The following is a 12332-nucleotide window of genomic DNA, read 5'->3' as shown; positions in this document are numbered from 1 at the left end:
CTCTGTCGGCGACCGGGTCTTGCCGCAGCACGGCACCCGCGAGGGCCGTGGTCGTGGATATCTGGTGTCTCAGAGGCCCGTGGCGGCTGTTCACCAGGTGATGCGCTCGCGGCTGAGGCGGGAGGCGCGGGTTTCCAGGACGTGGAGGGAGGCGGGGGCGTCGGTCTCCCACTGAGTGGTCGTGCCGCCCGTCGGCGGTCGCAGCACCCAGATCTTGCCCTGCTTGATGTCGGTCACGATCGCGTGCCGCCCCTGGCTGTCCTCGACCAGGTCGCCGACCTCGGCCCGCGCCCCGGTCACCGGGCGATCCCTGGTGTGAAGTGGTCCCGCAGCGACCAACCGACAGCTGCTTCAAGGAGGGCACGGCGACGTTCGTGCTGGCCTGGGGTGCGGTGCGGGGGTCCAGGAGCGGCTTCCGTGAGAAAGCCTCCTCGGTCGCGGATGAGGACACCGAGGGCCGCGAAGTGCGCGGCGTCGGCAGCGACGTGGGAGGCGCTCGCGACGACGATGCCGCGGATCAGGCCGGTGGACAGAGCGCTTGTTATGGCCGACCAGCCCGGTCGGGTGTCCAGGGCCATGGAGGGGTCGTTGTCGGTCCATGCTCCGGCGACGTGCCAGTGGCGGGCGTCGGCGTAGTGGCGGGCGCGTAGTTCGGCCGCGCAGACGACGGACGTCGCGGTGGCGCAGGCGTAGACGGCGACGGGGACGTGTCCGAGGCCGCCGGGCGGGGTGTTCGGCATGCCCCCAGCCTGCTGTCGGGGGCCTGCCTGGGACAGGCACGGCCCGTGGCGACGATGGAAGTTCCTGGTGCCGGGTGCTGCCACGCCCCGTGTCGGGCCGTCCGGTGTGGCCGGTGGGCGGTGCCACGGAGCGTGGTAGCCGTGCGGGTGGCGGCCGTCCGGCTGCCACGGCTCGTGGCAGTCAGCGCAGGCCGAGCGGGACGCCCGCGGCGTGAGCGAGTCCGCGCAGGCGGCCGACGGAAACCCCGGCCAGGCGGGAGATGATCACTCCGGGCAGCATCTGGTGCTGCACCCATCCCGGCGCCATGGCGCAGACGGCTTCGAGGGTGTCCGCGGCCTGCTCCCAGCGGCGGCACTCCACATGAGTCAGGGCGACGTCGAGGCCGTAACGGGCCCTGGTGGCGCGGGGAACGGTCTCGTCCAGCCGCACGGTGTCCATCAGACGCAGTGCTCCCCCGGTGTCGCCGAGGGCGACGGCGATGCTCATGGCCTGCGTGGCGGCGTAGAGCGGCCCGTAGGGCTGGGCATGCTCGCCGCGGGCGTGCTCGGTCCCGAGGCGGGCGCCGACCGCGTGGGCCTGGGAGAGGTATTCGCGGGCGGTGTCCGCGGAGGAGCCGCCGCGTGAGGCGGCCACGGCGGCGTTGATGACCAACTGTCCGAACACCGAGAGCCGGTCAGGATCGTGCTCCGACATCTTCGGCTCGATCCGGTCTGCCTGGGCCGCGGCGAGCGTGAACCCCTGCGCGGTCCGCCCGTCACGGAGGTTGACCCACGCTGTGGTGGCGGCGAGGTGGGCGTCACGCAGGTCGTCCCCGGCCTGAACGGCGATCTGACGGCCGTAGGTGAGCGCGGCATAGGCGAGGTCGCGTGACCCCCAGACGTTCGCGGCCATGCCCGCGGTCTGGAAGACATCGGCCAGGACACCGGCTGCGGCCTCCTTCTCAGCGGTGCCGGCGGCGTCGTGACGGGCGCGGGCCTCGGGCAGCAGGGCCCCCAGAAGCGCGCCAAGCTCGGTGTACCGGCCTTCCCAGTAGGCGGCGTCGGCACGGCGGACGACGCTACGGAGCTCTTCGACTGTGCCGGGTTCCGTGTCACTCGGGATACCGATGGCGGCATCGTGAGTGGCGGCGGACAAAGTACGCAGGGCTGCCCGCTCGTCGCGGTCCATGGAGCGCCGAGGAGCCTGCTGGCCGAGGAGCACGGCGATGTCGGTCCCGAGGGCGGAGGCGATGGACAGCAGGGAAGGCAGGGAGGCGGTGCCGCCGCGTTCCAGCTTCCGGACAACGCCGACAGACACGGCGGCGGCCTCTGCCAACTGCTCCTGCGTCATGCCGCCACGGAGAGTCTTGAGCCGCTCCGCGGTGGTGTACTCCGACCATTGCATGACAGCTCCTCCCCCAATCCGAACCGGCCGGCCAGACCCGGACGGTACCCACCGGACAACGGCCGCCAACACTCCCCGACACGCAGGGGGTTGTCCGAATGGCCGAAACCAGCCCCTTACGCTGCCAGGACCGCGCTCACTCCGAGGAGATGTTCCAACTCGGCAACGGTATCCGCCTCTTGAGCCGCGAGGACGGTGGAGATACCCAGGGTCTCGGCAGGCGGAAGGTTCACCGGATGGTCGTCGACGAACACACATTCCCGCCCGGGAAGGCCGAGGCGGTCCAGCGCCAGCTGGTAGATCGCCGGGTCCGGCTTCGCTAGGCCGACCTCCTCTGAAATGACGTGCACGTCGAACAAGTCCCAGATGCCCGCGTGCTCGTACGGATTGAACGGGTCCAGGCCGAAGCTGTTCGACAGGAGCGCCAGCCGGTAACCGGCGCCCTTGGCTGCCCGCGCGAGCGCGACCATGTGCTGCGCTGTGGGCACCCCGGACCAGGCGCGCCCCATCAAGTTCTCCGGGTTGACGTGTGTACCGAGCAGGGCTGCGGTGCCCTCGTTCCAGTCGGCTTGGCTGATCTGTCCTACCTCCAGGGCCGCGTACAGTCGTCGGCCCTCGGGGTTGTCGTTGAGCGTGGCTCGCCATGCTTCGGGTTGGAGCCCTTCCGATTCGCACCACGCGCGGTGCACGGAGCGAGGGTCAGCGGTCAGCACCCCGGCAAAGTCCAGGATGAGCCCGCGCGGGGCTTGAGGGCGGGTGCTGTCCGTGGGCTGCGGCATGCTGCGTTATTCCTCTCCGTTGGCCTCACGAGGGACGCTACCGCGCGCGGTGAGCGCGGAATGACGAGAATTCACGCGCTCCTCCCCATTGCCGCTTTCATCTCGGCGGTTCACCAGTTCGCCGGAGGCAGACAGGGAAGATCCCGCAACCACTGGCGCACCGCGAACAAGCATGCCAACGTGGACGACCTTCCGAACCCGCAGGTCAACGACCATCCATGACCTGTGCCCGAGCCTACGGAGGCGCCCCTGCAACCGCACCACCCAAGCGATCCCTTCCGACCCGAACTACCGGACCCGGTGTACTGGGTCACCCCGCGTCACTTGGCCGGAGATGACGATGCGCTCGCCGAGCGGATCGGCGACGCTCTGGTCGGCCTCGGCTGGCGCATGTGGCCGACCTCCCGTCACAGCCTGCTGTACGTCAGCCCGGACGGGCTGCGCGGCGCGGAGTGGATCCTCGCGACCTACCCGTTCGAGCTGGGCGGGCTGCCGGTGGCCTGGCAGTTGAGTGCACGTTCGTGTGCCATGTCTGTGATGGCGGAGTGGAATGCGTACTTCACTCCCGGCGTCCCGTACGAGGCGCTCGCTGATCTCCTCGTGGCGATCGACGCCCGCGAGGAGCCCGATGTCGGCCTCGTGGGGCCGGAGGCGGTCCTTGCCGCTCTCACTGCCCGCGGCTGGATCCGCGACGTGGACCGCCTCCACACCAGCGCCATGGATCCCGGATTCTCCTCCTCCGTCTCCCTGGAGCTGGTGCCGCCTCTCATCCAGGACGCCGACCCGCGCCCCGACATGGTGGGCTGGCAGGCGTGGGCGGAACCTGTTCTCGGCGCCCCGTATCTGTGGTGCGCCAGCTTCAGCACCAGCGTCCCGCACGACCTGGTCGCCGCGTTTGCCTCGTCCCTCGCCTCAACGGTTCCGGTACCCCGCCGCACCCTGCCCGAGAGCGTGGAGGGCCGGCTCACCGTCGTTCGTCGCAGCTGACGACCCCTGCCCCAGAGGGCCGACTGGTGGGCGGGGTTCGTCGCTCGACCCTGAGCGGAGGCACATACCTGTGCTCGCCAGACGACAGAGAGGAAGAGATCTTGTTCTTTCGACGTGCTCGCGAGGACCGTGCGTTCCGTGAAGCCCAGCGGGCGGGCTACGAGTTGCTCTTGCAGCTACGGGCGACGCAGCCGTAGCTCGACTTTCCCGAGCAAGCCGCACCGGCTCCCGTTGTGGAGGAATTGGTGGCGCCCGATTTTCTGCCGCCGGACTTGCGGGTGCCGTCCTGGCAGGATGTGGCCGGTCTGATGATGCGCTGGCAGCAGCTGCTCGTCGTCGACGGAGAGGTCCGTACGTGCCCGGGGTGCGGTGCGTACCGGGACTGGATCATCTTCTGCCTACGCGACGATTCGGTATGGCTGCGCTGCCGGGCCGGCCACGAGACGAAGGAACCCGGCCTGGATGCGGCCTGGTATAACCGCAACTCCGGTCCGGTCGACCGGTTCCACTCCACCCTAGAAGAGGGCCTGCGCCACCTCGGCCACTGAACCGCTGAAGCCCCGGACCCCTTTGTACCGCCGACGTCACCGACGTGGGCGGTACAAAGGGGTCCGGGTCGATGATGGGGTGATGACCGCCAACTCTCGCGCACAGTCGTTCAATATGGCAGCTGCCCAGTACGCGGCCAGTCGGCCTCCCTATCCGCCTGAGCTCTTCGATGGCATCGAGGAGCTCACGGGCGGCCGCCTGGCCGGTGCCCGTGTCGCCGATGTGGGTGCGGGCACCGGGATCGCTACCGCGCTTCTGTGCGAGAGAGGCGCTGAGGTGATCGCCGTAGAGCCCGGTGAGGCCATGGCACGCGAGTGTCGCGAGGCGCTGCCGGAGGTGCCGGTCGTGCGTGGGGACGGCAACTCTCTGCCGCTGGCTGGTGCTTCCTGCGATCTCATCACCTACGCACAGTCCTGGCAGTGGACCGATCCGGCCCGCTCTGTCCCGGAGGCGTTGCGTGCCCTGCGCCCATCTGGCGCGCTGGCGATCTGGTGGAACACCACGGCCTTCGACGTTCCGTGGATCCGTGCACAGCACGAGCGCATCGCGCGTTTCTGCGGGACGAAACCGCGGCCCGCCAGACGTCCCGGCGACAGCGATGCCATCCGGCTGGCGGGTTTGACGGGTCTGCGCGTCACGCGCCGTCAGGTGCGCTGGGCCCGGCTGGTCTCCCTCGACATGCACCTGGCCAACATCGGCAGCCGCTCAGCGTTCCTCGTCCTGGACGAGGCCCGTCGCCGTACCTTCTTCGTCGATGAGCGCAGGCTGCTGAGCGAATCCTTCCCGGATGGCATGGTCGAAGAGACCTACCTGGTTGACCTGCTGGTCGCCGTTCGACCGTGAACTCTCCTCCTGCGGACACGGTCGCGTCGCTGGGCGGTCCGGGCGTCGGGACGGGCAAGCCTGCGGAGGCTCTGGGGCAGAACCTGGTCTGCGCGGTGTGTCAGGAGGGCGTTGTGCCCTGCGTGGCCCACCAGTCGGCGATTGCTTCGCACAGCTCCTCCGGGGCATCCGATTGCAGGAAGTGGCCGACTCCGGGGAGTACGACGGTGGTGTGGTTGGGGAGCCTGGCTTCCCAGCGTTGGCGCTCTTTGTCGCCGAAGGCGATGTCGGAGTCTGCCCACACGATGAGGGCGGGGAGTTGCTCGATCGCCGTCAGGCGGTCCGCGACGTCGGTGAGGAACGTACGGCTTCCGATGATGGCGCCCGGTAGGACGGCGCTGGCGTGGCGGCGGTCCCGTGTGTCCAGTGCGGCGCGGTAATGGTTCATTTCGGCCTGGGAGGGTCTGTTGCGCCGGTGCCCCGCAGGGATCAGGGCGTTGACGAACAGGTTGAACTGCCTGATCAGCTCGCGTCCGACCAGGCTGCCCATGAGGCGGGCGCCCAGTTCGGCGCGCAGGTCGCCGTTCATCGGCCACGCCCAGGTGTTGGCCAGAACGAGGCGTTCGAACATCTCCGGGCGCTGCTCGGCCGCGTACAGGCCGATGGGGCCTCCCCAGTCGTGTGCGACCAGGGTGACCTCCGACAGGCCCAGGCGGTCGAGGAAGGACACGACCACGGAGGCATGCTCCTGGGGCAGGTACCGGTAACCGGGTGCCGCGACCGACAGGCCGAACCCCGGGTAGTCCAGCGCGATGCAGCGGAACCGGTCCCGCAGCGAGCCGATGACGTCGCGGTACAGGAAGGACCACGTCGGATTGCCGTGCAGCATCAGCAGGGTCGGGCCCGAGCCCTCGTCGACGTAGTGGACGACGTGTCCGTCCAGCTCCACGAAGCGGCTCTCGAAGGGGAACAGTTCGTCGTCCACCCACGACGGACGCGTGCCGACGGACTGCTGTTTCGTCATGCCTGAGCCTCCTGTGAGGTCTTGCTGCCGCGAAGTGCCGGGCCTGGTGGGGAAGTCGTCTCTGCGCCGGCCGAGCCGGTTGCGAGAGGGCCGAGGTAGCGCAGCCGCTTCAGCGGTGCCGTCGACCCCTCGGTCTCCAGCCCCAGCTGACGAGCCGCTTGGACCTCCAGTTGCCCGGTGAGCACGCCGAGGACCAGGGGGGCGGCACCCGTGAGGATGAGGTCCGGGGAACGCGGAGCGGTCGACGTCGTTCGCATCCCGCCGTTGCTCAGTTCGATGAACGCAGGCCGATCCCCGCTGCGGATCTCGACGACGACCGGTGGTCCGGAAGGTTCCGTGTCCTTGAGGAGTTCGGAGACGGGGAACGCCAGCCAGTGGCTGCGGAACTCCTCGTCCTCGGAGAAGTCGGCCATGTACCTGGCGCCGAACCGTCCGAGTGCCCGGATGACTGCCTCTAGTTCTCGGCCGGCGTCGGTCAGGTGGTACAGGGTCGTGGCCACCGGAGGCGGCGCCGACTCGCGCCTCACGAGCCCGTTTGCCTCCAGCTGCCTCAATCGGTCGCCGAGCAGGTTGGTCGATATCCCGGGCAGCCCGGTGAGGAGGTCGGTGTAGCGGCAGCCGCCCTGGAGGAGAAGCTCGCGGACCACAAGGAGCGTCCAGCGGTCGCCGATCGCATCGAGGGCCTTCGCGACCGAGCAGTACTGGCCGTAGGAGCGCATGATCCGAGACTAGGACCGAGGCTACTTGAAATCCAATAGGAGACACTTGTTTTTCTCAAGTCCTCCTTGAACGGATACGAGTACGCGGCATCGGGCCAGGTCGAGCAAGCGCGGCTCGCTGGCGTCTCTCATTGGTCCGGTTGGAGAACCTCGACAGCGGCAATGAGCAGGGCCTGCGCGTATGGCTGACGGAAGCGCCGGTGAAGGAAGGCCGGGTCGGCTGGGGGCCTCGTCCGCGACGGCGGGTACGTGCCCAGGAACGTTGGAAGACGGCAAGGCCGGCCGAACTACGTGGTGCCCGAAGACGTCGATCCGGCCCGGTGCGGCTGCGTCAGCACCTGGTGCGGCCGGTTCGACGTCTCCTTCGGTGCTGCCGGACTCGCCTGTACTTGACGGGTTTTGACAGCGCAGGCGCCGGTCCGTCGTCTGCTTCAGGCCAGCGCGTCGAGCGCGGCGAGGATGTCGGCCGGTTCGGCGCGGGTGGTGTAGTCGGTGTTGACGAAGGCCCAGCGGATCACGCCGTCGCGGTCGATGACGTAGGTGGCGGGCAGGGGGAGGGTGCGCGGGTGGCCGTCGTTGACGCGCTGGAGGTCGAAGCCGAGCTTGTCGTAGACGGCGGCGAGGTCGTCGGGGAGGTCGAAGGCGAGGCCGTACTGCTTGGCGGTGTCGGAGCCGATGTCGCTGAGGACGTCGAAGGCGAGAGCGTGCTTCTCGGTGAGAGTGAGGGACTCGTCGGGGATCTGTGGGGAGACGGCTACCAGACGGGCGCCGCGGGCGGTGATCGCCTCGTGGTGCTGTTGGAGGGAGCGCAAGGCGATGTTGCAGTACGGGCACCAGGCGCCGCGGTAGAAGGTCAGCACGACCGGGCCGTCGACGAGCAGGTCGTCCAGGGCCACGGTCTGCCCGGTCGCGGAGCGCAGGCTGAAGCGCGGGGCCTGGGCGCCGACGGTCAGGGCGCGGTCGGCCTGGCCGGAGTCGGCGAGTTCCTGGCCGGCCCGCTGCATGATCTGTCGGATCTCGGCAGGGATCTGCTGCTGGCGTGCTTCGTAGAAGGTGCGCAGTTCTGCGTTGAGGGTGGTCATGGTGCTCGTTCCTCCTGGTCGGCGACTGGAGCGGGACCGATCAATCTTGAAATGACCGTTCCAAGATAGGAGTATGCGTGGCCCCGCGCCAGTCGTGCGGAGGTGTGGGTGGGTCAGAGGCTGGTGAACGGTCGGTGGTCGGCCAGGGCCAGAGCCTTGATGAACGCGGCGAGATGGACGGCGCGGCGGGCGAGGTAGCGGCGAAGGCGGGGGGTCTGTGATCCGTATGCGGCCGCCCAGAGGGCTGGTATGCGATTCATGGGGGCATGGTCGCGGCGCGCGGCACTCCTGGGGCGGATCGTGGACGAAGCTGGACGCCTTCGCGCTGGTGGGGGGCCTGTCCGGCTCTGTGCCTGTCGGCACCTTTGCGGCGGGCTGAACTGGGAGTATCTTGGAATCCTCATTTCAGGATGGTGGGGTGAAACATGCCGGACATCAAGCACTTCGATCCGGACGCCACCCTGGAGACCGTGGTGCGGCTGTTCTGGCGGCAGGGCGTGGCCTCGACCGGGATCCAGGACGTGGTGACCGCGACCGGGCTCAACCGTTCCAGCCTGTATGCCACGTTCGGCGGCAAGCAGGAGCTCTACCTCGCTGCGCTGCGCCGCTACCTGGAGCAGCGGTCCCAGCCGATGTTCCGGCGTCTGGCTGAGGACGAGCGGGGACTGCCCGCTATCTCCGAGTTCTTCGCCGGCCTGATCGAGGCCCGTTGCTCGGGCGAGTACGCCCGGTGGGGCTGCATGGTTTCCAACGCGCATGCCGGGGCGGAGAACAGCGATCCGCAGGTGCGCGCCGTCCTGGATCAGCATCACCAGGAACTGCGTGATGCGATGTACGCGGCGCTCGTCACCGCCGGCCGCCAGGGGCAGCTGTCCCCTGGCGCCGACGCCGGTGCTTCCGCGGATCTGCTGGCGCTGCTCGCCTACGGCGTCAACCTGCGCTCGCGTGCCGGTGCGGACGCCGGGACCCTGCGCAAGACGGTGACCGCCGCCCTGGACTCGATCGGAGTCCGGGCGGCGGCCTAGACGTGCGTGGATCCGGCTTTCAACTGGGGTTGGGTGCAGGTGAAGTACCCGGACGCAAGGTGGGGGCGGCCTTCGCTTCCGCTTGTGCCGTATCCGCGGTGTAGTCCCCCGGCGATGTGACGTCGATGCCCTCGGGGGCCTTGGCCGCCTTCAGGACGAAGGTCAGGACCACCGTCACGGCCACGTTCAGGACGAACGCGGTGAGGCCGATGTAGCCGATCTGGCCGATGCCCGGGATCTCCTTGGCCGAGCCGCCGAAGTGCTGCTGGGTCGGGGAGGCGACGCCGTATGCCGCGAGGGTGCCGTAGATCATGCCGACCGCCCAGCCCGCGAGCAGCGCCCAGCGGTGGAACCAGCGGGTGAACAGGCCGCCGACCAGGGCCGGGAAGGTCTGCAGGATCCAGATCCCGCCCAGCAGCTGGAAGTTGATGGCCACCGTTTTGTCCATCGTGAGCACGAAGACCAGGGCGCCCACCTTCACCAGCAGGGACACCAGCTTGGAGACCTTGGTCTCCTGCTTCGCGGTCGCGTCCGGCTTGATGAAGTCCTTGTAGATGTTGCGGGTGAAGAGGTTCGCGGCCGCGATGGACATGATTGCCGCCGGGACAAGGGCGCCGATGCCGATCGCCGCGAAGGCCACGCCTGCGAACCAGGCCGGGAACATGTCCTCGAAGAGCTGTGGGATCGCCAGCTGCCCGTTGGTGACCTTGACCCCGGCCGCGATTGCCATGAAGCCAAGCAGTGCGAGCAGGCCCAGCATGAGGGTGTAGAGGGGCATCACGGTCGTGCTGCGTCGGATCACGTCGCGGCTGCGGGAGGACAGCGTCGCCGTGATCGAGTGCGGGTACATGAACATGGCCATCGCGGAGCCGAGCGCCAACGTCGCGTACGTCCACTGGGCGTTGGGGGCGCTGACGAGGGTGCCGCGCGGTTTGCCGGTGGCGGGGTTGGTCTGGCTGTATGCCTCGCTGGCCTTGGAGAAGATGTCGTCGAAGCCGCCCAGTTTGATCGGGATGTAGATGATCGCGACGACGATGACCAGGTAGATCAGTGTGTCTTTGACGAAGGCGATCATGGCGGGGGCGCGCAGGCCCGAGGAGTAGGTGTACGCGGCCAGCACGCCGAAGGCGATCAGCAGGGGCAGGTCCTTGATGAACCAGTTGGTGTTCTCGCCGCCGCCGACGCCCATCACGTCCAGCACGGCCTGGATGCCGACGAGTTGGAGCGCGATGTACGGCATCGTGGCCAGGATGCCGGTGAAGGCGACAGCGAGCGACAGGCCCTTCGAGCCGAAGCGGCCGCGGACGAAGTCGGCGGTGGTGACGTAGCCGTGGCGGTGGCACACGGACCACAGGCGGGGAAGGAAGGTGAAGATCAGGGGGTAGACGAGGATCGTGTAGGGCACCGCGAAAAAGCCGGCCGCCCCCGCCGCGTAGATCGCCGCGGGTACGGCGACGAACGTGTAGGCGGTGTAGACGTCGCCGCCGAGCAGGAACCAGGTGGTCCAGGTGCCGAACGAGCGGCCGCCCAGGCCCCATTCGTCGAGGGTGTGCTCGTTGTCGGCCTTGCGCCAGCGCGCGGCCAGGAAGCCCATGACGGTGACGGCCAGGAAGAACAGGGCGAAGACCGCGAGGGCGACGCCGTTGACGCCGCCGGTCATGGCGCCTCACTTCCCTTGCCCGGCAGCTGCGTTGTCGCCGTGGTCTGAGCGGCAACGGCCTCGCTGCTGACCAGTTCGTCGAGTTCGGCGTCCAGCGAGCTGGTGCCTTCGAGGCTCTGGGCCGCGACTTGCGGGTTGGTGCCGCGGACGGCGACGGCGAGTCCTGCCAGGGCCATGGGGAGCGCGACGAATATCGCGGCGGTGCGGATGCCACCGGGGGCCGAGAGGATCAGGGCGATCAGGGGCGGGCCGAAGGCTCCGCCGGACTTGCCGATCGCCGCGGCCCATCCGCCGGCGGTGCCCCGGATGGCCATGGGGTAGATCTCGGCAGTGTAGGGGCCGATGAGCGCGATCACACCGGCGGTGCCGGCGAACAGCAGCATCACGGTGGCCAGCAGGAGGGGCCTGCTGCCGTCCAGGCCGATGGCTGCCAGCGTCAGCAAAGCAGCGACGGTGAGGGCCGCGTAGACGACCATGGTGCCCCTGGCCGACCAGCGCATGTACAGCCAGGCGCCGAGCGCGCAGGTGGGGATGGCGAGCAGGGAGGAGATGAACAGCAGGGTGGCGGCGGACATGCCGTGCCGGCCTGCGGACTCCAACTGGCTGGGCAGGAAGGTGATGAAGCCCCAGTAGACCAGGCCCCAAGCCAGCGCGTAGGCGCTGACCACCAGGGTCTTGGCTGTCTGCGGGCGTTTGAACAGAGCAGAGGCGGGGACTTTCGCGGTGCGCGTCTGGCGGGTGGTGAAGGCGGCCGATTCGGGGATCCAGCGGTTCAGCGCGATCAGGATCAGCACCAGTGGGAGCTGGGCGAACCAGGTCACGCGCCAGCCCGCCAGCGGGATGAGGACGGCGGCGACTCCGGAGGCGGCCATGTAGCCGCCGGTGGTGGTGAGGCCGGCCTGGAGGACCATGATGGCCGCGCGTCGCCCGGGCGGCAGGCTCTCGGTCATCAGGGCGTAGACGACGGGCAGCATGCCGCCGGCCGCCATACCCATCAGGGCGCACATGACGAGGGTGCCGCTGTAGGTCGGCATGGCACCGCAGACCGTGGTGCCGAGGAAGAGCAGGGAGGCGAGGAGGATGGTGGCCCGGCGGCCGATGCGGTCCGCCGCGCGCCCCCACACGAGCGATCCGAGCACGGTGCCGCTCAGCGCGACCGTGGGCAGCCACGAGACGTCCGCGGCGCTGAGGTGGTACTCGGACCGCAGGCCGGGCGAGATGAACGCCAGCGTGGCGGGCTTCATCTGGTCCACCAGGAGGGCGAAGGTCAGGATGGCGATGAGGCGGCGCCGGCTCACCGTCGTGGTGTGTGCCGAAGCGGCAGCGGCAGCGGCAGTGCGCGGTGGCACGACCGCGAGGCCGGAGAGCACCACGCCGACCACGATGGCGACCATGGCCGCCCACATCACCGGCGACATTCCCGTCATGGCCATGTGGAAATGCATGGATGCGGAGTCGAGGAACATCCACAGGTGCTCGGCGACGCCGGCGCAGGTGAGAGCGACGCCGGTCCAGAACAGTAACGGCCGGGGTATCAACGAAGCTGGTGGCGCGGACAAGG

Annotated in this window: 14 protein-coding genes and 1 pseudogene; 5 read left to right on the top strand and 10 right to left on the bottom strand. The window is 69.0% G+C overall.

Annotation, left to right across the window (positions count from 1 at the left end):
- Positions 1-90: 90 nt before the first annotated feature.
- The 4 genes from AB0N07_RS01875 to AB0N07_RS01860 all read right to left on the bottom strand — a co-directional run bounded on the left by AB0N07_RS01875 (position 91) and on the right by AB0N07_RS01860 (position 2903).
- A complete protein-coding gene (locus tag AB0N07_RS01875) occupies positions 91-300 on the bottom strand; it encodes a hypothetical protein (protein WP_365831026.1) in 210 nt (69 codons plus the stop codon).
- Positions 297-740: a hypothetical protein gene (locus AB0N07_RS01870; RefSeq protein ID WP_365831024.1), complete on the bottom strand. Its 444-nt coding sequence runs from the start codon at positions 738-740 to the stop codon at positions 297-299. Before AB0N07_RS01870 ends, AB0N07_RS01875 begins: the two co-directional genes overlap by 4 nt.
- A 181-nt stretch (positions 741-921) precedes the next feature.
- Positions 922-2124: a helix-turn-helix domain-containing protein gene (locus AB0N07_RS01865; protein ID WP_365831022.1), complete on the bottom strand. Its 1203-nt coding sequence runs from the start codon at positions 2122-2124 to the stop codon at positions 922-924.
- A 116-nt stretch (positions 2125-2240) separates the two neighbouring features.
- Positions 2241-2903: an HAD-IA family hydrolase gene (locus AB0N07_RS01860; RefSeq protein ID WP_365831020.1), complete on the bottom strand. Its 663-nt coding sequence runs from the start codon at positions 2901-2903 to the stop codon at positions 2241-2243.
- 300 nt (positions 2904-3203) lie between these two features.
- Between AB0N07_RS01860 and AB0N07_RS01855 the strand changes: the two genes are divergently transcribed.
- The 3 genes from AB0N07_RS01855 (at position 3204) to AB0N07_RS01845 (ending at position 5282) form a co-directional block, all read left to right on the top strand.
- Positions 3204-3890: a DUF317 domain-containing protein gene (locus tag AB0N07_RS01855; protein WP_365831174.1), complete on the top strand. Its 687-nt coding sequence runs from the start codon at positions 3204-3206 to the stop codon at positions 3888-3890.
- Between the two features lie 245 nt (positions 3891-4135).
- A complete protein-coding gene (locus AB0N07_RS01850; RefSeq protein ID WP_365831018.1) occupies positions 4136-4438 on the top strand; it encodes a hypothetical protein in 303 nt (100 codons plus the stop codon).
- Between the two features lie 82 nt (positions 4439-4520).
- Positions 4521-5282, top strand: a complete 762-nt coding sequence (locus AB0N07_RS01845) for a class I SAM-dependent methyltransferase (RefSeq protein WP_365831016.1) — start codon at positions 4521-4523, stop codon at positions 5280-5282.
- Positions 5283-5382: 100 nt separating this feature from the next.
- Here AB0N07_RS01845 and AB0N07_RS01840 read toward each other — a convergent pair whose 3' ends face one another.
- Together AB0N07_RS01840 and AB0N07_RS01835 are read right to left on the bottom strand one after the other, a co-directional pair.
- Positions 5383-6285 (bottom strand): alpha/beta fold hydrolase, encoded by a 903-nt coding sequence (locus AB0N07_RS01840; RefSeq protein WP_365831014.1) that lies wholly within the window; start codon positions 6283-6285, stop codon positions 5383-5385.
- A complete protein-coding gene (locus tag AB0N07_RS01835; RefSeq protein ID WP_365831012.1) occupies positions 6282-7004 on the bottom strand; it encodes a helix-turn-helix domain-containing protein in 723 nt (240 codons plus the stop codon). Before AB0N07_RS01835 ends, AB0N07_RS01840 begins: the two co-directional genes overlap by 4 nt.
- Before the next feature lie 234 nt (positions 7005-7238).
- On the opposite strand from AB0N07_RS01835, the pseudogene AB0N07_RS01830 reads away from it, so the two are divergent.
- Positions 7239-7397: pseudogene (locus AB0N07_RS01830) on the top strand (DM13 domain-containing protein); the annotation flags it as partial.
- A 38-nt stretch (positions 7398-7435) separates the two neighbouring features.
- Here AB0N07_RS01830 and AB0N07_RS01825 read toward each other — a convergent pair.
- Together AB0N07_RS01825 and AB0N07_RS01820 are read right to left on the bottom strand one after the other, a co-directional pair.
- Positions 7436-8086 (bottom strand): peroxiredoxin-like family protein, encoded by a 651-nt coding sequence (locus tag AB0N07_RS01825; protein WP_365831010.1) that lies wholly within the window; start codon positions 8084-8086, stop codon positions 7436-7438.
- Positions 8087-8199: 113 nt separating this feature from the next.
- Positions 8200-8346: a hypothetical protein gene (locus AB0N07_RS01820; protein ID WP_365831008.1), complete on the bottom strand. Its 147-nt coding sequence runs from the start codon at positions 8344-8346 to the stop codon at positions 8200-8202.
- A 165-nt stretch (positions 8347-8511) separates the two neighbouring features.
- On the opposite strand from AB0N07_RS01820, the gene AB0N07_RS01815 reads away from it, so the two are divergent.
- Positions 8512-9111, top strand: a complete 600-nt coding sequence (locus tag AB0N07_RS01815) for a TetR/AcrR family transcriptional regulator (protein ID WP_365831006.1) — start codon at positions 8512-8514, stop codon at positions 9109-9111.
- Between the two features lie 19 nt (positions 9112-9130).
- Here the strand turns inward: AB0N07_RS01815 and mctP are convergent, their stop codons facing one another.
- Complete coding sequence (gene mctP / locus AB0N07_RS01810) at positions 9131-10771, bottom strand: monocarboxylate uptake permease MctP (RefSeq protein ID WP_365831004.1); 1641 nt, start codon at positions 10769-10771, stop codon at positions 9131-9133.
- Positions 10768-12330 (bottom strand): MFS transporter, encoded by a 1563-nt coding sequence (locus AB0N07_RS01805; RefSeq protein WP_365831002.1) that lies wholly within the window; start codon positions 12328-12330, stop codon positions 10768-10770. Before AB0N07_RS01805 ends, mctP begins: the two co-directional genes overlap by 4 nt.
- Positions 12331-12332 lie beyond the last annotated feature (2 nt).

The organism is Streptomyces sp. NPDC051172 (assembly GCF_040682555.1).
In the GTDB taxonomy this organism is placed as follows: domain Bacteria; phylum Actinomycetota; class Actinomycetes; order Streptomycetales; family Streptomycetaceae; genus Streptomyces.
The sequence above is the reverse complement of the archived record's forward strand: the minus strand, read 5'-3'. Positions and strand labels throughout refer to the sequence as shown.

What these genes read in the sequence shown, in the direction of transcription:
- AB0N07_RS01870 (WP_365831024.1), bottom strand. Translation starts at nt 740, where the DNA reads ATGCCGAACACCCCGCCCGGCGGCCTCGGACACGTCCCCGTCGCCGTC.
- AB0N07_RS01865 (WP_365831022.1), bottom strand. Translation starts at nt 2,124, where the DNA reads ATGCAATGGTCGGAGTACACCACCGCGGAGCGGCTCAAGACTCTCCGT.
- AB0N07_RS01860 (WP_365831020.1), bottom strand. Translation starts at nt 2,903, where the DNA reads ATGCCGCAGCCCACGGACAGCACCCGCCCTCAAGCCCCGCGCGGGCTC.
- AB0N07_RS01845 (WP_365831016.1), top strand. Translation starts at nt 4,521, where the DNA reads ATGACCGCCAACTCTCGCGCACAGTCGTTCAATATGGCAGCTGCCCAG.
- AB0N07_RS01840 (WP_365831014.1), bottom strand. Translation starts at nt 6,285, where the DNA reads ATGACGAAACAGCAGTCCGTCGGCACGCGTCCGTCGTGGGTGGACGAC.
- AB0N07_RS01835 (WP_365831012.1), bottom strand. Translation starts at nt 7,004, where the DNA reads ATGCGCTCCTACGGCCAGTACTGCTCGGTCGCGAAGGCCCTCGATGCG.
- AB0N07_RS01825 (WP_365831010.1), bottom strand. Translation starts at nt 8,086, where the DNA reads ATGACCACCCTCAACGCAGAACTGCGCACCTTCTACGAAGCACGCCAG.
- AB0N07_RS01820 (WP_365831008.1), bottom strand. Translation starts at nt 8,346, where the DNA reads ATGAATCGCATACCAGCCCTCTGGGCGGCCGCATACGGATCACAGACC.
- AB0N07_RS01815 (WP_365831006.1), top strand. Translation starts at nt 8,512, where the DNA reads ATGCCGGACATCAAGCACTTCGATCCGGACGCCACCCTGGAGACCGTG.
- mctP (WP_365831004.1), bottom strand. Translation starts at nt 10,771, where the DNA reads ATGACCGGCGGCGTCAACGGCGTCGCCCTCGCGGTCTTCGCCCTGTTC.